At 48.6% G+C, this 19,585-nt stretch carries 14 protein-coding genes; 7 read left to right on the top strand and 7 right to left on the bottom strand.

From position 1 onward, the window contains the following. Positions 1-127 precede the first annotated feature (127 nt). From sppA to ACO0LF_RS15215, 3 genes are all read right to left on the bottom strand, one after another. Positions 128-1,984, bottom strand: a complete 1,857-nt coding sequence (gene sppA, locus ACO0LF_RS15225; RefSeq protein ID WP_423015353.1) for a signal peptide peptidase SppA — start codon at positions 1,982-1,984, stop codon at positions 128-130. Positions 1,985-2,029: 45 nt separating this feature from the next. Continuing rightward, positions 2,030-3,043, bottom strand: coding sequence for a S1/P1 nuclease (locus ACO0LF_RS15220; protein WP_423015351.1), 1,014 nt, complete (start codon positions 3,041-3,043; stop codon positions 2,030-2,032). Between the two features lie 88 nt (positions 3,044-3,131). Then, positions 3,132-3,878 carry a hypothetical protein gene (locus tag ACO0LF_RS15215; protein WP_423015349.1) on the bottom strand — a complete coding sequence of 249 codons (747 nt, stop codon included), beginning with the start codon at positions 3,876-3,878 and terminating at the stop codon, positions 3,132-3,134. Positions 3,879-4,099: 221 nt separating this feature from the next. Between ACO0LF_RS15215 and ACO0LF_RS15210 the strand changes: the two genes are divergently transcribed. The 4 genes from ACO0LF_RS15210 to ACO0LF_RS15195 all read left to right on the top strand — a co-directional run bounded on the left by ACO0LF_RS15210 (position 4,100) and on the right by ACO0LF_RS15195 (position 8,240). Continuing rightward, the gene (locus ACO0LF_RS15210; protein WP_423015347.1) at positions 4,100-5,776 is read left to right on the top strand and encodes a peptide chain release factor 3; all 1,677 of its coding nucleotides are present in this window, start codon (positions 4,100-4,102) and stop codon (positions 5,774-5,776) included. Positions 5,777-6,098: 322 nt separating this feature from the next. Next, the gene (locus ACO0LF_RS15205; protein ID WP_423015346.1) at positions 6,099-6,413 is read left to right on the top strand and encodes a hypothetical protein; all 315 of its coding nucleotides are present in this window, start codon (positions 6,099-6,101) and stop codon (positions 6,411-6,413) included. Between the two features lie 225 nt (positions 6,414-6,638). Next, entirely contained in the window at positions 6,639-7,448 is an 810-nt protein-coding gene (locus ACO0LF_RS15200; RefSeq protein WP_423015344.1) for a cystine ABC transporter substrate-binding protein, read from the top strand. A 132-nt stretch (positions 7,449-7,580) separates the two neighbouring features. Beyond that, a complete protein-coding gene (locus tag ACO0LF_RS15195) occupies positions 7,581-8,240 on the top strand; it encodes an amino acid ABC transporter permease (protein WP_423015342.1) in 660 nt (219 codons plus the stop codon). 1 nt (position 8,241) lies between these two features. Here the strand turns inward: ACO0LF_RS15195 and ACO0LF_RS15190 are convergent, their stop codons facing one another. Together ACO0LF_RS15190 and ACO0LF_RS15185 are read right to left on the bottom strand one after the other, a co-directional pair. Then, positions 8,242-9,693 carry a M48 family metallopeptidase gene (locus ACO0LF_RS15190; protein WP_423015340.1) on the bottom strand — a complete coding sequence of 484 codons (1,452 nt, stop codon included), beginning with the start codon at positions 9,691-9,693 and terminating at the stop codon, positions 8,242-8,244. A 7-nt stretch (positions 9,694-9,700) separates the two neighbouring features. Then, positions 9,701-11,809, bottom strand: coding sequence for a hypothetical protein (locus tag ACO0LF_RS15185; RefSeq protein ID WP_423015338.1), 2,109 nt, complete (start codon positions 11,807-11,809; stop codon positions 9,701-9,703). Positions 11,810-12,889: 1,080 nt separating this feature from the next. Here ACO0LF_RS15185 and ACO0LF_RS15180 point away from each other — a divergent pair. Then, entirely contained in the window at positions 12,890-15,502 is a 2,613-nt protein-coding gene (locus tag ACO0LF_RS15180) for a TonB-dependent receptor (RefSeq protein ID WP_423015336.1), read from the top strand. A gap of 168 nt (positions 15,503-15,670) precedes the next feature. Here the strand turns inward: ACO0LF_RS15180 and ACO0LF_RS15175 are convergent, their stop codons facing one another. Both ACO0LF_RS15175 and ACO0LF_RS15170 read right to left on the bottom strand, forming a co-directional pair. Continuing rightward, complete coding sequence (locus ACO0LF_RS15175; protein ID WP_423015334.1) at positions 15,671-16,390, bottom strand: DUF6445 family protein; 720 nt, start codon at positions 16,388-16,390, stop codon at positions 15,671-15,673. A gap of 1 nt (position 16,391) precedes the next feature. After that, on the bottom strand, positions 16,392-17,924 hold the full coding sequence (locus ACO0LF_RS15170) for a tryptophan halogenase family protein (RefSeq protein WP_423015332.1): 1,533 nt from the start codon (positions 17,922-17,924) through the stop codon (positions 16,392-16,394). A 609-nt stretch (positions 17,925-18,533) separates the two neighbouring features. Here ACO0LF_RS15170 and ACO0LF_RS15165 point away from each other — a divergent pair. Both ACO0LF_RS15165 and ACO0LF_RS15160 read left to right on the top strand, forming a co-directional pair. Then, a complete protein-coding gene (locus ACO0LF_RS15165) occupies positions 18,534-18,935 on the top strand; it encodes a hypothetical protein (protein WP_423015330.1) in 402 nt (133 codons plus the stop codon). Further along, a complete protein-coding gene (locus ACO0LF_RS15160; RefSeq protein WP_423015328.1) occupies positions 18,932-19,204 on the top strand; it encodes an energy transducer TonB in 273 nt (90 codons plus the stop codon). Before ACO0LF_RS15165 ends, ACO0LF_RS15160 begins: the two co-directional genes overlap by 4 nt. The last annotated feature ends 381 nt before the right edge of the window (positions 19,205-19,585 follow it).

Below are 19,585 nucleotides of genomic sequence, written 5' to 3'. Positions count from 1 at the left end.
AGTAAATGCCATCAATTTCTTATGACATTTGTCATGTCCTGAACGCAGGGCTTGGAGTGAAGCCATGGATGTGAACAAAAAAAATCCCGCATGATGTGGGATTTTTTTGAAAAACAAGTACGTTTTACTAAGGTGTCGTGCACAAGCAATGTGTCAATGCAGTAAAGCTCTTGCCTTCCTTATTGACTTCATTCAACCAGCTCAAGTCATTCAGTATTTGCGTGGCTGCTGTAGGCGGCAGGCCGCTAGGCACGGATGCCAGTTTGAACTGTTCTTGCAAGACCTTGGCGGTTTGAGCGCCAAAGATGGAGAAGAAACGGTCAAACTTGGAAGGCTCACGCTCTATATAGCTGATGCGATAATCCTGGGGCAGTTTGGCGCGGCTGGAGGCTGACTTCAGGGCATCAGCAAAACTGCCTACATTGTCTATCAGGCCACGTTCTTTGGCTTGCGCACCAGTCCAGACACGGCCTTGTGCGACTTCATTGATTTTCTCTGGCGTGGTTTTGCGGGCGATTGCTGCCTTGCCAGTAAAGTCTGCATAAGTATGGTTGATACTACCTTGTAATACTTCAGCAAAACGTGGGTTCAAAGGGCGCAGGGGATTAAATGGATCAGCCAGCCAGGTAGTCGGTGAACCAGCAGTATGCACGCCGAGTTTTTCCACTGCTTTGTCCGCCGTAGGCAAAATCGCGATGACGCCGATGGAGCCAGTGATAGTCGCTTCATCAGCAATCACTTCATCAGATGCCATGGATATCCAGTAACCACCAGAAGCAGCCACATTGCCCATGGAAACCACGACTGGTTTGCCCGCCTTGCGTGTCAGCTCAAGTTCACGGCGTATGAGTTCTGAACCAAAGGCGCTACCACCAGGCGAATCCACACGCAAGACGATGGCCTTGATGCTATCGTCTTCGCGCGCCTTGCGTATCAGGCTTGCCGTGGACAAACCACCGATGGAGCCGGGTGGCGCCATACCTTCGCTGATTTCACCAGAGGCAACCACTACGCCCACAGCATCGCCAAACAGTTTAGGCTTGATACGGGCCAGGTAATCTTCAAACGGGATTTGACGGAAACTCTTGATTTGCTCATCCCTGATCCCACGCTTGAGCATGAGTTCACGAATTTCATCGCGGGTTTTCAAGCCATCGACGAGTTTGGTATTGACGGCCAGTTTGGCGATGTCGCCGCCTGAAGCGGTGAGCAGATTGCTGAGATCATTGATGCCATTCATGATGCTGCCGGCAGGCAGTTTGCGGGCTTTTTCTACGTCGCCTGTATAAGTCTTCCACATGGCATTGTATAAAAAGCTTTCTGCTTCTGCTGCTTCTGCAGAAGGTGCATTGGCCACATAGGGTTCACCAAAGCTTTTGAAATTACCCGCTTTCAGCACAGTGACTGTCACGCCCAGTTTATCCAGGGCATCGCGATAATAGTTTTGGTAGCGGCCAAAACCGGTGATCATGACTGAACCCATGGGGTGCAGATAAACCTCATTGGCATGCGCTGCCAGGTAGTATTGGCGCTGGTCAAAGCTGGAACCCCAGGCGATCACCGGTTTGCCTGTTGCCTTGAAACGGTCTATGGCTGCGGCAACTTCCCTCAGCATGGGCAGGCCTGTGCCACCCATGTCATCCAGTAGCAAGACGGCGCTGCTGATTTGCGGGTCTTTTGCAGCCTGATCCAGCACCGCCAATATATCGCGTAATTGCGTGGTTTTCTTGATGTCGCCGCGGGCCTCGGCCAGCAGGGTTTCACGGGCGCTGCCAGTATGCTGCTCAACCAAAGTGCCTTTTAAATCCAGCAAGAGGGCTGTCTTGTCTTCGATTTTTTTAGCGCCACCACTGAACAGGCTAATGGCGATTGAAACCAGGATGATCAGCATCAACAGGTTTAATACTATCCGGCGACTGAAATCCAGCGCCGTCCATAGGTATTTAAAACCTTTTCCTATCCAGCGTACGGGGGTAAAAGCCATGGCAAATTTCCTAAGAAAATAAAGGTGCTGAAAAAATAGGTGAAATTATTCTGGCCAGATAGTTTTCAACATCTGGGCCAGGTGCGCTCCGGCGCGTGCCAATGCATCATCCTTCATGTTCAGCATGGTTTTTTCATATTCCAATGGTAAGGCGATAGACCAGTTATTGCCTTTTTGGTTGGGAGTGCTTTTGCTGAATTGCGTGCCTGCGAATAATTGTTTGGCATCGCGTATGGCATCATCGGCCCACAATACTGGCAAGTCTTCAATAGGGGCTTGCGCCAGTGTCAATGCCTTGGCTTTTTTAGTCAGCGCATCATTCATGCGACCGCGTTTGTATTGTTGCGGCAAATCATCCCACAGCGAATGCAAGTTGCCACAGGGGCATTGCAGGGCATTGCCGCCCACGGTATTGCTACCACGGTCATACTGACCCTCGTCAGGGTTAATGATCTTGCCATCGGCATTCAAGAAGATGGAGCCTACATGCAGGGGCTGGTGCAAGTCACCGACATAATGGGTCAGCAAGGCCAGGGCTTCTTGTTTATCCTTGAAATTAAAGGGTTTTGGCTGGGGCTTGCCTTGCAAAACTGCCACGGCAGCGCGTATCGCATTGACCACATCATGGTCGCTGGTGCCTACATAACCGGTTTTGTAGTGGTCATGTTGCAAGGCTACGTCTGCATAGTGATATTGCTTGTGGCAGTTTTCTTCGTCAAAAGCCGGGTTGCAATTGGTGTTATTCCGTTTTACATAGTCAGCCATGGCAGCGATGCCTGCTGCTGTCTCGAAGGGCGCGCACTCAGGATAGCGACCGGTAGAGGTATAGGCGAAGTCTTTTTCAGGTGCTATGCCCTTGACGCAATCACCCCATACCGCCATTTTTTCCAGGCTATTGTCGCCCAGCAGGGCTTTGACCTGGGCACCGGCTTTGCTGCCAGCCAGCAAATTCTCAGCGACAGCCCCCACGGTTTGGTGACCATCAGCCCCCCAGGCAAAACTCAGTTGCGGCAGGCTGGCCAGCGCCAGCATGAAAGCAGATATCAGTAGCTTTTTCATATAAATACGGGATAAGGGAAATTAATACCAAAGATGGTAATCAGTAAAGATGACGAGGATATAGCAAACCGGGCAAATTGTGTGCAGATCAGAAGGCGTATTGCAGGCGCATGCTAAAGACGCCCGCATGGCGGGTATTGAGCTTGCCGACGACATACGAGGCTTCATACTTGATGGCTTGCTGGCTTTCCGCGGTGCTCCCCAGTCTGAAAGTGCCGGATACCATGGGGCCAGCACGGTGCGATTGCAGGGCTTGGGTTGACCAGCTATCCCAGTTGCCCAGCTCGCCAAAGCCTTGCACGCCAAATTCCAGCTCAGGGCGATAGCGGTACTTGGTCTGCCACTGGTATTTCATTTGCATGCGCGTTGCCGGACTGGTTTGGTAAGTGCGCTCCAGGAACAGGTTGGTGTTGACTTGTAAACGGCCAAATTCGGTTTGCATGGCGGGGCCAAATTCAAAATCCACTCCCCGGCTGCTATCGGTATTTTTATTGAAGCTGGTATGCAAAGCCAGATCGACAGGATACTGGCCATGGGTAAGCAAAAAATCGTTTTGCCAGGTCCAGGCACTATTGGCCAATGAAGCAGCACCCCTCCTGAACCAGCTGGCATACACCTCGGTATACCAGGTCTTGTTGGGCATGTAACTGAAACCTAATTCAGGTACTGTCGAAGTAGGCCGATTGTCGATGAAGGAAGACCAGGATTTGAAGTCTATCGTCTTTTCGCCTTCATTCTCATAGATACTGACCAGATAATAGCCAGAACCTGCCTGAGCAGTCAGGCTAGTAAGCAAGCCAAGAGAGAATGTTGCTATCAGAGCAAATTTTTGCATGGGAGTCTAAGAAAGACAATCGCGGACATAGTCATGCTCCTATCATGGCATCGCTATGAGAAAGTGCAAGAAAATCCCGCAGAAATTGTTATTTATCTCATTTTCTTGCGCATGGATGCCAGTTACCCTGGTTTTACCCAAGCTTGCATTCGACTTCAACCCCAATACCAGCTAAACTTGCATGTTTTCCTTCCATTTTTGCGGCATCAGTAATGAACACCATGAATACATCCCCAGACGATAGCCCGGAATCTGATCACGAGCTTGCTGCAGACGCAAGCACGGTCAGTGCGCCATCGAAAGACCTGATCAGCCGCGAAGTGGCACGTCGCCGTACCTTTGGCATTATTTCCCATCCGGATGCGGGTAAAACCACGCTGACTGAAAAGCTGCTGATGTTCTCGGGAGCGATCCAGCTGGCAGGTACAGTCAAGGCGCGCAAGAGTGGCCGCCATGCGACATCCGACTGGATGGAGATAGAAAAGCAGCGCGGCATCTCGGTGGCGTCCTCCGTCATGCAGTTTGAATACCGCGACCACGTAGTCAACCTGCTTGACACTCCTGGTCACCAGGACTTTTCTGAAGATACCTACCGCGTGTTGACGGCTGTGGATTCTGCCCTGATGGTGATCGATGCTGCCAAAGGTGTGGAAGAACAGACTATCAAACTGCTCAACGTTTGCCGCATGCGCAATACGCCCATCATCACCTTCGTCAACAAGATGGATCGCGAAACCCGCGACCCGCTGGAATTGCTGGATGAACTGGAATCAGTACTAAAGATACAGTGCGCACCAGTGACCTGGCCTATAGGTATGGGCAAGACTTTCCGCGGTGTGTATCACATCCTGAAAGACGAGATTTTGCTGTTCACACCAGGTAGCGAACGTGCAGATCAGGAATTTGAAGTCATCAAGGGCATCAATAATCCACGCCTGGTAGAAATGTTCCCGCTGGAAATTGAACAACTGAAAATGGAAGTCGAGCTGGTGCATGGTGCTTCCCATCCATTCAGTCTGGAAGACTTTTTGGCTGGTGTGCAAACGCCGGTATTCTTTGGTTCTGCCATCAATAACTTTGGTGTGCGTGAGATTTTGAATGCCTTGCTGGACTGGGCACCGGCGCCGCGTGAACGTGATGCGACCATACGTTCAGTCGAGCCCAAGGAAGTACCATTCTCTGGCTTTATTTTCAAAATTCAGGCGAACATGGACCCGGCCCACCGTGACCGTATCGCCTTCCTGCGCGTATGTTCCGGTCGTTTTGAGCGCGGCATGAAGCTCAAGCATTTGCGCCTGAACCGTGAGATCAAGGTATCTTCCGTGGTCACCTTCATGGCCTCGTCGCGTGAGCAGGTAGAAGAAGCTTATGCTGGTGACATCATCGGCCTGCCTAACCATGGCAATATGCAGATAGGTGATAGCTTCTCGGAAGGTGAATTGCTGCAATTTACCGGCATCCCTTATTTTGCACCAGATTTTTTCCGTACGGCACGTATCTTGAACCCGCTGAAAATCAAGCAATTGCAAAAAGGCTTGCAACAATTGGGTGAAGAAGGTGCGGTACAGGTATTCAAGCCTGTCGTCAGCAGTGACCTGGTGCTGGGTGCAGTTGGCGTCTTGCAGTTTGAAGTGGTTGCCAGCCGCCTTAAAAATGAATACGGCGTTGATGCCGTATTTGAAGGCACCAGTATCAGCAGCGCCCGCTGGATCAGTTGTGATGACAAGAAAATGCTGGCTGACTTTGAACGTTCCAGCGCCGGTGGCAATATTGCCTATGATGCTGCTGGCAATATGGCTTATCTGGCGACATCCGGCGTGAACCTGAAATTGACGCAAGAACGTTGGCCTGGTGTAACTTTCCACGCAACACGTGAACACGCAGCAAAACTCAGCTGATTTTTCATAAAATCGAGCAAACTGGCGGCTGACAGAGCGAAAAGCTTCTGTCAGCCGCTTTGTTATTGGAGCTCATAAAATTTACTTGAATGCGGATTTTAATTTGCTAACATGTTGATTTAAGGTGCTTTTTTTGCACGACATCATGACATATAGCTGTCATACTAAGGGTGCAAGATAAAGTATCAGGCAAAAGTACCAGATAAACTATCAAGTGAGTACAGAAGCATTTGTACCCAGATGCATTTGTATCCCAATAATTAGCGCTGACTATTCCATTTTCTTCCCGATTTTCTTTGCAACGTAGATGAGGAGCGTGATCATGGCATTATTTTTTATTGAAGCTGTCCGTTTTGATGATAGTGGGCAGCGTATCGCCAAAGTACGCTGGGGCAAGAGCAAGGGTGGGCAAGTCATGCCGCCGACCATGGTTGATGATCCTCAGGAAGCCGATGTGCAGGCGGTCTTGGACACCATTGCCAATGGCGATGAAGTCTTGCCCAAATTTCAGAGTGATAACGGCATCATACTGGGGCCAAAAGTGGTAGGCATTCAATATGAAGATGGAGTGCATGGCCTGGGCACAGCCAGTAATGATGTTCCCGGTCATAGTCTTAGCGACCTGCCTTCGTTCTAATCTCCTGGACACGTCCTTGCTCCCTATAGGCGTGTCTTTTCTCTTTTTATATCTTCCTTGTTTTTCGCATATAGAACTACTTCGTATATGCAAATAAGAAATACTTCCTTGTCCTCCAGTACCCTGACTCCATATCATACCCAGGTCGCCGGATAATCTTTCCATCTGGCATGTTTCAATGTATGCGCCTTCCCTTAAGTGGATGCGCTGATAAATTTCAGGAATATGATGAACATCGCTAAAAGAAAAACAATCTCCACTTTACTGGCTGGTTTGGTACTGGCTGGCGTTTCCCTGACTGCCAGTGCAGCTGATCTGCTGGATACTGTCAAAGCACGTGGCACCTTGAAAATTGCACTGGAAGGAACCTATCCGCCTTTCAATTTCAAAGACACCAAGACCAATGAACTGGCTGGCTTTGATGTTGATGTGGCCAAACTGCTGGCCGCAAAATTGGGTGTCAAAACAGAGTTCGTGACGTCTGAATGGAGTGGCATACTTGCGGGCCTGTCCGCTGGTAAATTTGATGTTATCGTCAATCAGGTAGGTGTGACAGCCAAGCGCCAGGAAACTTTTGATTTTTCTGACCCTTACACAGTGTCCAGCGCCCAGCTCATCGTCAAAAAAGACGACAAGCGTGAATTCAAAAGCCTGGAAGACCTGAAAGGTAAAAAGCTGGGTGTAGGGCAGGGTAGCAATTATGAAGAACGTGCCAAGGCCGTGGCCGGTATCGAAGTCAAGAGCTACCCCGGTGCGCCAGAATACCTGCAAGACCTGGCAGCAGGCCGTGTTGATGCCGCATTGAACGATAGCCTGATGGTGGCCTACCTTTTAAAAACCAGCAACTTGCCAGTCAAAGCTGGCGCACCTATTGGTGAAATTGCAAAAAATGGCATCCCCTTCCAAAAGGGCAATCCCAAATTTGCTGCTGCTTTGAATACGGCACTGGCTGAAATCATCAAGGATGGCAGCTTTGCCAAAGTATCCAATAAATGGTTTGGCAAGGACGTCAGCAAAGCCCCTTCAGCACAGTAAGCCACAAACTTGCTGATATTGCCTTGCAGCCTGCAATGTCAGCAAGATAAGCTGTATGATTAAGTGGATGAACTCTACTTGATATCACTCTTATCCCCGTCTCCCACGGGGATATTTCTTTTTAAAGTCGTCATGGAAATTCTAGAATTGCTGCAGATGGCAGCACCGGTCATGCTCAAGGGTGTGGCCTATACCTTGTTGTTTGCCGTTGGTGCCATGATAGGGGGATTGATACTGGGGTTCTTGCTGGCGATTGCGCGCATCATACCCAGCAAAATAATCAACACGCCGGCAGCCGTGTATGTCAGCCTGATACGTGGCACACCCTTGCTGGTACAGATATTCGTTATCTATTATGGCTTGCCCGGCATAGGCATAGAGTTCTCGGCGACCTCGGCAGGCATACTGGCACTGAGCCTGAATGCCGGTGCCTATCTGTCGGAAAGCATACGTGGTGCGATTATCGGTGTCAGTCGTGGCCAGTGGGCAGCCAGCTCCAGCCTGGGCTTGAACTACGCTCAAACCTTGCGTTATATCGTCGTGCCACAAGCTATGCGTGTGGCAGTGCCATCGATGAGTAATACCCTCATCAGCCTGATCAAGGACACCTCGCTGGTGTCTGTCATTACCGTGACAGAACTCATGCTGGCGACCAAGGAAGTGATCGCCACCAGCTTTCGCCCCTTACCCCTGTACATTGCTGCTGCCGGGGTTTACTGGGCACTCAGCCTGTGCTTCGAGGTTGTGCAAAGGCGATTGGAAAAACGCCTGCAAAAAGCCCATCAGGTATAATTTATACTGGCACGTCGGCTTGTAATCCACTCAGATAAGATGCCGTCAGTTTTGACTGCAATGCTGATTGCAATAATTCTGAAGGTAAGACCCTGACCTCGCCCCGCGTCATGGCTAAAGCCTGGCCTGGTATCAGGCTGGCCAGGTAGCCAGAATGGGTCAGGCAGGCAATGATCCAGGATTCAACGATCTCCAGCACATAGAAACGCTTGCCCAGTGGTGATAGAAAGCTCACGCCTTCTGGCCTCAGTCTTTCCCATAAGTCATTGGGATTCTCCGCCATTTTGACCAGCTCACTCAAGGCCAGGGTTTGCGGGTCCATCCAGCTACCAGCAAAGCGTTGTCTGTTCAGTTCCTGCATGACCTTGCTGGCATAACTATCCCAGTCACAATTTTGCAATTTGTCTTTTTCAAACAAGGCATACCAGGCATTCTCGGTTTCTGTTTCTCCACCCAGCAAATGCAGGCATTGCGATAGGGGCGGGAAGCTGGGCTTGGCTCCTGGGACTACTGCTGCCACCCTTTCTTCCAGCGTCGGGTGGGTGTCATATTCAGAGCTGCCATGTGACTCAGCATACGTAATTGCTGTCTGCACGTCAGCGCGCTTCACACCTGGTTTGCAAAAACGGCGGAAGCCTTCAAAGATGGGCATACGCGCACCACGATTCAGCGCCGGACCCAGCTCGTAATCGAGATAGCTTGACCACATGGGCGAAATCAAATGGACTTTCTCCAGTGCTGCCCGGGTCGCTACCGGGCCGAATTTTTTTGCCGCCAGGGCATCAGCAGCAAATTCCTGTTCACGCGATACTGCCGCTGATAATTTCAGGAACCATTTGCCGTAGTAGCGGAACAAGACATCCAGGAAAAACATGGAATCATCCAGGTCGGTCACGGTATGAGCGATAGAATTGCGGGTGCGGTAAACCCAGGGGCCGAGCGATAAGTCACCAGCAATGAAGTGACCAAATTCATGGGCAATGACCGAACCCAGTTCGGCTTCCGACAAGGTCCCCAGCAGTGGCAAGCCCAGGCCCACTTCAAGTTCCTTGACTTTGCCGCGCCAGTTCTTCTTGCCACTGATGAAGGCTGAAGCGGCGCCTATCAAATGAATATGGACAGGCGCATTAATTTTCAATTCCCTGGCGATACGTTCCACCATCTCATATAAGGGGGCGGCAGTCTGACGTGACAAGGGCTTGACCGTTTCACCGCTACTCTTTTCCTTGCGGCGGGGTCGTAGTGAATACGCCAGCGTCAGCGCAGCTATTCCGGCGACCACACCAGAAAATTGCAGCGAAGAGCGATGATTCATTTGTGTCAGTGGCACCCAGGCCAGTAGGATGACCAGACCAAGGGCAAGTATCCAGAAGCCCAGCCACAGGGCGACGACCAGGCCGGCGCGGCGTGTCAGATTGGTGTTTTGTGGTGTGCGTTTTTGTTCTGTTTTCATATTCATCTCAGCCTTGCCATTGCTTGATTGCAGTACTGACTATACCTTGCAGCGCATCCGTTTTTGCTGCCAGCTGGCGCAAATTTTGCCTTTCCTGCGTCGATAGTTGTGTATTGCGTGAGCGGATGAAATAGGCCGCAGCCAGTATATCCGTCTCCAGATCAGCTTCTTCCAGATTGACATTCTCGCCGCGTACAAATTGTTCAAACAAAGATAAATCCGCTTTGCGCATATGCATCAGCTTGTTTAACTTGTCTTTCGATGCCTTGTCATTCACACGACTGGCCTCACCATATAACAGGGCTAATTGATCCATGCCCAGATGCGTGCGTATTTGCAGGGGATCAATATGCTTAATCAAGTCCAGTGACTGTTCCGGTGCATTGCGCAGGCTTTGCGAAAGTTTGATCATGGGCAGATCGCGATTGCTCGTATTACTCGGACTTAAACCCGCTTTTGCGCGGTAGGTGTCGAGTAATTTATTGTCATCTTCGTCTGGCATGCTACGTAAATATTTCTCTGCATCGCCCCCTGCAATTTGCCTCGCAATTTCGCTGAATTCAAAGGCATATATTGCCCTCTCCACACCCTTGCTGTTATTGATGGCTGTGTCCAGTAATTTTAGTGCCTCATTGCCACGCTGCTGCGCGGTGAGTAGCCTGATTTCAGAATCAAATAAACGGCGGGCATTTTCTGGTGATAACTGGTGCAGGCGTTGCAAGTCCTGCATGGCACCGCGGCTATCACCATGCACAGACTTGCGCCAGACCAGGCTGCGCAAAATATTCACATCCTCAGGGAATTTCTGCGCCAGGTCCTTCATGGCGCGCAAACCTTCCATGCCACTCAATAAGGAGGCATATAAATATTGTTCCGAGGATGATGTTGCATGTTGGCTGGCGCGTTCTGCATATTCCTTGAACATGAGTTCACGCTCGCCAAGTTCATCACGAAAATCCTGAATACTTCGTTCCAGCATGACATCGTCAGGATGCAGCTTCAACACTTTACGGCTCAGGCGCAAGGCTTCCGCATTGGAAACGCTGCGGGCTATATATAAGGCCAGTTCCGTCATGCGCGCATCCCAGTCTTTGGTAGCGGCAAACGCTTCGATTGCTTGCAGCATGTCTTTTTCCTGGCCATGCGCAAAGGCATAATCGAGGCAAGACATGACGCCAGGTGTGTTTGCCTGGGTCGCAATATTCAATTGATTGACACTGACAGAGCTCTCATACTTGCTCATGCTCATGGATTGCGGCGGTTCTGTGAATGGGTATTTGATATTGCCCAGTTCCAGCAGGCGCTTGCCGCAATAAACAGTTTGCCGCCCGGCCTGGTCGGGTTGGGCTGGTTTTACTTTGCTATAGATGATGGTATTTTGTACCAGCGGCGCAGCACCGGCGATATTCCAGATGCTGTAGCGGTCACTGCTTTCCAGAGTCTGGTCATAGGTATCAATGATGCCCGTTTTATCCGCTCGCGCTTCGCCTTGCAAATGCCCGACGGGTAAAGTCAGGGTAGTTCGTCCTTGTGCAGGTATCGTGGCCATCTGTTTGCCAATGTTGACTTGCACCGGCACGTCAAAACCATTCAGTATCGTCAAATCCTGATTACTGGCTTCATGGTAACTGGCTGCTGCCCCCGACAAGACCATGAGGACCAATGCCAGTGCCAGGCCGCGCGTGTACAGCCAGCCCATGATGCCGAGTGGCGCACGCGCATAAATCTGCCATTGCCTGTCGCCAGTACTGCGCACCACGTAAGAGCCCATGGGGATGAGCGGGATCGCAAATAGTATGACAAAGGCATGCAAGGCAATGTGGCTGCCATCCGTATCCCGCTCAGATTCACCCACGAAGCTGAAGCCGACTGAATTGATGGTCCCCAGTGAAGGCGTGCCTTTCAGGGACTTGGCAAAAAGACGGCGCTCTCTGGTCAATTCTTTCAATAGCGCTTTATGTTCTGGCAGGCGACGGAACAGGCGCGCCAATACCAGTGACCGGTACACTTTAAATGGGTCGCCTGATTCTATCGCGCGGCTGATCTTGGGGTCATCGCTGAAGCTGCGTAATTCTGGTACGCGCTGGAATAAATTTGCTGGATCAGATATGGACATAATGTTCAATTGGAATGCGGATAGATACAGGCTGCGTGAAGAAAGTGCTGACAGCGAGAAGTTTGTCGTAAAAAATGTCAAAACAGATAGTCAGCGACACTCCCGAATAGCGATTTACCTTTGGCGCATGCTTGGAACATGTCAGATTTGACTGATAATGTAAGGACATGCGCCAAGCTTATGGTCTTATTCGTCTAGTTGTCAGTTTAATCGAAATTGTGTGACAAAAATACACATGCAAGCAGGCCTACATGAATGTTGGTGGCAATATTTATGTCTGACGAATATCTCTCTATGCCTTGCTTGACAGGCCGGCTTGTCATTCTCTACCAGGCTATGCTCGATAGAGGCCAAATTAGCCATGTTAGCTTGCAATTACAGACATCTCTTCCTGGTTGTGTCGACCAATCAAATACCAGTTCCGTGGGGCATTACTCCCAACCCAATTTATCTCATCGCTTCAATCCTTCCTGGTTCTGACTGCACTCGCAAGAGGTATTCAGTGCCACTCTGAGTCTCCTCTTCAAAAAAGCAGACGCGTTACTTTTGCTTTTGCGAAGACATATTGTTTAATCTTATTTTGTTGGCTGTTGGATACAGTCCACTTGAGTGTGAATTTTCTGCGTGAATATAAATTAATTATAAAAAACAAGAACTTAATCGTGGTTGATGGCACTTTGTGACAATACCAATACTGGTAGTGGTAATACCACGTAGATACCGCTTGACAACCACTTTTGTGCTCCTTAAAGTGAGCCTCATTCGCTATTAAGTATTTTCCACATGTCGATATTTGTTTGTGAAATTACGTAATAGGGGATGGCTTCAGAGTACGCCTGACGTGGCCGCAGCTGATACTGTGGCGTGAGATCCATGACCAATACTGCAGTCGCCGCGAGAAAAAAAATACAACCGGGTCGCAATATCCTTGCATTCCTGGGAAAGGTAAAACTGGATTAGAGGGGTGGTTTTACTTGTGGTATTGAAGTGGATTTTATATAAGCGTACAGGTCTAATTTTTGGAATCTTCAGTCTTCATTTGAGGCTGAAACTTTGATTAGGAATTTCTTGGGGGAGTATATGAAACATAAAGCGGCAAATAATTTGACACCGATCGCAGCAGCCGTTGCTGTGATGGTGATGAGCGTAGCGATGACTGCGCAAGCACAGGATGCAGATTCAAAAAAAGGCGCAAAAGATGAGGTTCAGCAAGTAACCGTCACAGGCATACGCTCGGCATTGCAAAATGCAGTCAATATCAAGCGTAATGCGAATTCTGTGGTGGATGCAGTATCATCAGAAGACGTGGGCAAGTTGCCTGATAACGATGCCGGTGAAGCACTGGGTCGTATTCCAGGCGTGACCGTTGGTCGTGCATTTGGTCAGGGTGCTTCAGTCTCTGTCCGTGGCTCCGATCCACAAATGACTTACACCACCTTGAACGGCCAGACCGTTGCATCGACAGGTTGGTATGATCAACAAGCTATTGACCGCTCCTTTAACTACTCCCTGTTACCTTCTGAATTGATCGGTGGCATGGAAGTCTACAAATCTTCCCAGGCAGATTTGACTGAAGGCGGTATCGGCGGCACAGTCATCATCAAAACACGCAAGCCTTTGGATTTGACTTCGGGCACAGCCTATATCGGCGTCAAAGCCAGCAAAGGCAGTTTGACAGATAAAATCGGCACGGATGTTTCTGGTTTGTATAGCTGGAAAAATGAAGCCAACACCTTTGGTGTTTTGGTTGCTGGTGCCAGAGAGAAGAGTGACTACGTCCGCCGTGGTGTTGAAGCAGATGCCCGCTGGTCTGATGACGTCACGCCTTCGACTTTTGTTCAGGAACGTGAACGCAAGGCATTGAATATCAGCCTGCAAGCCAAACCGGTACAAGGCCTGGATCTCGGCCTGAACTATATGAAGCTTGAGCTCGACGCCAACAACTCCAATAGCAGCCATTACATTTTCCAAAGCAATAGCTGTACAGCCCGGAATGCAGCAGGTGCTTGCTTGTCCAGTAATACTACACTGGCAAACACCACGGCACCATTCGTCCAAACCTGGGCGCGCGGTGGCAAGATGACCTCGGACAGTTTTACGCTGAACGGTACTTACAAAACCAATGACTATAAAATTGAAGCAGTCGCTGGTTCAACCAAGGCAGATGGCGGTACTTCCCTGACGACCAACTATGGCTACAGCGGTGGCAACCTGCCTAAATGGACAGGTACTATCGATGCAAACAGTACTCTGGTCAAGATTAATCCTTCTTCCAATCAGTCCGTTGGTCTGGCAAATCTGCCAGCTAATTCAGATGTATCTACCTGGGCTTTGGCGCGCGGACCTAACTCCGACAAAGAGAACTTTGCACAGGCTGATCTGACACTGAAACTGAACTGGGGTGCGATCACATCCTTTAAAACAGGTTTCCGTACAACTGAACATACTTTCGAGAAGCATACAGACCGTGCTATTGCCAATAACCCACCGTCAGTGGCTACTGCCAGCTTGTATGACGGTACGATGCAAATGGGTACACCAGGCTGGTCTTACCCACGTCCTAATATCGATGCGATGCTGGCTAGCTCAATGGGTGCAGTGAGCCGCTGGGTTGAAGACAGGTCAGGCCTCGGTATCTTGAAAGAAGACAATACCGCTGCCTATGGTATGTTCAACTTTGAAGAAGACAAGCTGCATGGTAATGTAGGCCTGCGCTATATCAAGACCAAAGTCAACAGCACAGGTTACAAGCTGGATGGCACACCATTGGCAAAAGATGATGTAGGTCAAAATGATGGCTGGGGCCGTACTCTGGTTACAGACAGCGCCAGTTACAGTGACGTATTGCCAAGTCTGAATATTGCTTACGACTTGCAACCTAATGTGATTTTGCGTGCAACAGCATCACAAGCAGTGACACGTCCTAACTATGAAAACATGTTCCTGTCTACACAGATCGGTTACAAAGATACAGTAGCGGGTAATGAAACGGTTAACTTCGGTACAGCTGGTTTGAAACCGATGAAATCAACTCAGTTTGACCTGGGCGTGGAATATTACTACGGCAAAGGCAATCTGATTTCCTTGATGTACTTCCATAAAGACATCAATAATTTCATCACTAGCGATACCAAGGTTAATCAAAGCATAGGTGTAGTTAGCCCAGATACTGGTAAAGATAGCTGGACAGTAAATCGTTATGTCAATGCTGGCGGTGGCAAGATCGATGGTATAGAAGCGCAGATCAACCACGCTTTTGACAATGGCTTTGGTGTTGTTGCCAACTACACATTGGCAAATGCGACTGCACCAGCGATCAGTTACCAGGACAGACTGAATGTTTTCACACTCTCCTCCAAGCATAATGTCAATCTGGTAGGTTACTGGGAAAATGCTGATTACTCCGCACGTCTGGCTTACAACTGGCGTTCGAAATATATGGTCCGTGAAACTGGTTACTACGGTAACCGTATGCATGATCCATATGGCACACTGGATGCAAGTTTTGGCTGGAATATCAACAAGCAATTCAGATTGCAGTTTGAAGCCATCAACTTGCTGAAACAAGATGATGTACAGTATGGCGCGGCAGCATTTAACACCACGGTAAAAACACCATTGCAAGGGGGCTACCCAGCCTGGTCTTTCATTGGCGAGACGACATACCGTGTGAGTCTGTCTGCAAAATTCTGATTCAGGTTTTGATTTGAATTAGATAAAAAGCCTGGCTGATGCCAGGCTTTTTTCCTTCTTTTACACGAGCCATAAAAAAATCTGCCCAATTTTATAAAGAGGGCAGATTTTTTTTTGGGGGTTTGAGAAAATCAAATCAATGAACAGATTACATTTTGAATGCTCAGCTCAAAAATCGTAAAAGGTATTGACCGTCAATCGGCCATTGCCTGGATTATCATTAATGCTGATAGCCGGATTAATGCAGGCCGTATGCAATAAGCTGCCGCGATAAATCACGAGTCGATTGAATTTGGCAGGTATCATTCCCAAAAAACTGAAGTGCTCATTTGAATCATCAAAGTACCTGAGTGGCGGTCGTATGGCATTGATTTCTTCGTAATAAACATCGAGATAATGCTCGCGCGTGGATTCGGTGATTTGTTGCAAGCCCGTCGCCTTGTGTTTATAAAAGCCAGTACCACCATGTCTTTCATCACAAAGGTAAAGTAATACTGCCATGTGGTGCGGACTGCTGGCATCAAAGTGGGGCGTTCTTTGCAAGGGACTGAGTTCATCTGCCTGCATGGTAGTCAGTGAAAATGCACACATACTCTTGCGCAAGGCCAGGTCTTCCGGGATGGAAAAATTAAGCTTGATAAGAGGTTCCAGAAATTCGGTGATACTGCTTGAGTACTCAGCAGGAGCCTGGGCGCGAATACCTGGATAGCCTTTCTTTTTATCAAAATTGGGGTAAGGGCTAAAGCTGCTATTGAGACCTATATCTTTCATGGCACCTGGGTCTTGCAAAAAATTATCGATGATAATTGCCTGATGCTCGCCTATCACCACACTGCGAATGTCGGGTGGCATGCGTACAGCAAATGCAGTATCCAATACATGGCCCATCTTATTTCCTCAAAGAGTGTTGGTAGGCAGCCAGGAATTTTTCCAGCCATTCTCTATGACTCAATAATTCACCTGATAATTTACGCGCTCCCATTTTGGTATTTTCAATTTCACGTTTGAAGTAATTTTCTTCATACTGTGTCATATTTTTTTCCCTGGTTTTGTACTTCATGCCGTAAAGTACAAAGAGAAAATTATCAACATCGAATAAATCAAAGCGACTGAAAAAATCAGATTTCTTTGGTGGGTTGACTTTCCACATGGCGAGCCTCTCAGCCAGGATGTCTGAACGCTTTACTTCATTCGTGTTTAAGCGCCAGAATTCGCTATCCTGGCGATCAGAAATGCAATAATGCATTTGCACAAAATCCATGACGCGTTCCCAGGTGTATGACACCACCTTATTGCAATAATCAGCAGCTACCGACATGGTATCTTTATCGACTGAAAAATTACGTGCAAACAGTTCGGCAGAGAAATCTGTCACAAAGATTGAGGTTGCCTCCAAAGGTTCAACAAAGCCTTGTGCCAGGCCCAGGGCAACCACGTTTTTTTGCCAGAATTTCTCCCTGTAACCCATGCGCATAGAGATCTTGCGAGGCGAAAATTTATCTGTATCAAGTTGCAAATAGCTGGACAGGTTTTCAATGGCCTTGTCTTCTGTCATATGCGCACTTGAGTAGACAAAACCCACGCCACGCCGGTTAGTGAGCGGGATGTCCCACATCCAGCCAGCAGCATGTGCCCTGGCTAAAGTATATGGCGGGATTTCAGTCTTGATTTCGCTAGGGATTTGTACTGCAAGTGCGGTGTCAGTCAAGATCTGCGCAGACTTGTCAATGAAAGGGGTATTGAATAATTTCCCCATCAGTAAAGAATGAAAACCTGAGCAATCCACATAAAAATCATAATGTAATTGCTCGCCTTCCTTGGTGAGCAGGTAAGCAACTTCACCATGCTCGTTCAAATGCGCATCAACTATCGTGGCAGATTTGTGCTGAACCCGGAGTTTTTCTCTGGCATTGCGCGCCAATAGCTGACCAAACTTGACTGCATTAAAATGGTAGGCGTAATTGACTACGCCCTCATACTCCGTCGAAGAAACTCTTTTTGGCGATCTCATTGCCTCTGCAAGTGCAGGTGTCTCAGCGACATCAGAGAAATGCATGCTTGCAGAATTTTTGAGATACAGAGCGGTGACATCTGTGCCTCCGGGATAGGGCGAAGAGAAGGGGTGGTAATAGCTATTTTCAGGGTTTGATGCGGAAGGCGTCATCCAGTCAACAAACTTGATCCCTTTCTTGAATGTGGTATCGCAGGTGGCCAGCAACTCGGCTTCAGGAATGCCAAATTTCATAAGTGACTTCCTGATATGAGGGACTGTGCCTTCGCCGACGCCGATAATACCAATTTCTGGCGACTCAATGACAGTAATGATGATGTCAGTTTCAGCCCGCAGTTCTACTGCCAGATGATTTGCAGCCAGCCAGCCCGCTGTGCCGCCACCAATAATCGCAATGTTTTTTATTCTCATATTATTTGCCAAAGCTAAGCCGAATAAGAAAAAAAGTCCCACATAAACCGGACCTGTCTGAACATCTGTAATTGAAATTTCTCTCAATGAAAATGATCGTTATCTGAGTAAAGTATTTCACATATCTTCTGCGACTACAAGCCTCATTCTCATCGCCGGATTTGATGGGAAAAAGAGATAAGACCAGTTGTAAAAAAACACAAAAACACTGTATTTTTAGAGTGGCTTATAAAGAGCTGTGATGATGGTCTGATTCGTATGCGGTTCTTCGTTGAAGATAATTTAATTAATACCACATAGATACCGCTTGACAACCAGTTTTAAGGACTCTTCAGTAAGGCGAAAGCAGAGTTTTCTCTATCATTCATGGTATTGATGCAGCATTTCTACGAAGTGGCATTGCATGCTGGTCCTCGCGAGTTCATATGCTGAACTTGTACAAGCTTTGCATCAAAAGAAAAGACACCAGAAAGCGGACGATATCTTATAGACCAAGTTGTCACGCAAGACCAGGCGGCATGCTGCCAACTTGTTATTCTTGAAAAAGTCGGCTGTTAGTTGAATGCAAGTGCCAGGGTTTAAAAATAAAATAAAATAACAGGAGCAGGAATGGATTTTTCAAATCGCCAGCAAGAGCCGGGAAAGAAATTTATCGGTTTGGGGCTGGTCATATTATTTCACATACTTGTCGTATGGGCGCTGGTATCAGGCCTGGCACGCAAGGCCATGGAAGTGGTCATCAAGCCACTGGAAACCAAGATCGTGGAAGAGGTGAAGCCTCCTCCGCCACCACCAGACACACCACCACCACCGCCACCAAAACTGCTGGCACCGCCACCACCGTTCATTCCGCCACCGGAAGTCCAGGTGCAGCAACCGGCACAACAGCAGCCGACCATTACGGCAGTGTCGAATGTCAAGCCAGACAATCCTGTCTTCACCAAGGCACCGCCAACAACAGCGCCGCCCGTCGAAGCCAAGGCCACTGGCCCAGTGACAGTACCGGCGTGATCGACTTCAACGTCGGTGGTTGCAAACCAGAATACCCACGCGCCTCGTTGCGTAATGAAGAAACTGGTACCGTCGCCTTGTCTGTATTGATCGGTGCAGACGGCTCCGTAGCCGATGTCAAGATTGACAAATCCAGTGGTTTCCGCGGTCTGGACAATGCAGTTCGTTCCCAATTGATGTCAGGTTCCTGCAAAAACAAACCAGGTACCGTTGATGGCAAGCCACAACAGACCTGGGCAAAAGTGCAGTACGTCTGGAAGTTGGAATAAACAAGAGCAAGACCTCTCAACACAGAGGCACGGAGACACAGAGGGGGCACAGAGAAAAATCTAGAAGAGAAACAAGCTTCATTCAGATAGATAATTACTCTCCAAAATGGAATTTTTCCTCATGCTTTTCTCTGTGGTGTAGCAGGGACTTCGAGTGGCATGCCACTCGCCTGCGAAACGAAGACTTCTTGCAAGAAGTCTTTCCACCCTCGGTGTCTCTGTGGTAAAGATTTTTGGTCTTAAAGTTTCAAATTAAACAAACCAAGTCGTACATAAAAACAGCAGTAAGCAATACCAACCTTATTTTGTTAAAAGGAAGCACCTCAATGAAAACCCGTTTCTCCGCATTCCTGGCTGCAACACTCCTGGCTTTGACAGCCG

Origin of the sequence: Undibacterium sp. Di27W (genome assembly GCF_049340345.1) — a bacterium.
Lineage (GTDB): Bacteria > Pseudomonadota > Gammaproteobacteria > Burkholderiales > Burkholderiaceae_D > Undibacterium.
The sequence above is the reverse complement of the archived record's forward strand: the minus strand, read 5'-3'. Positions and strand labels throughout refer to the sequence as shown.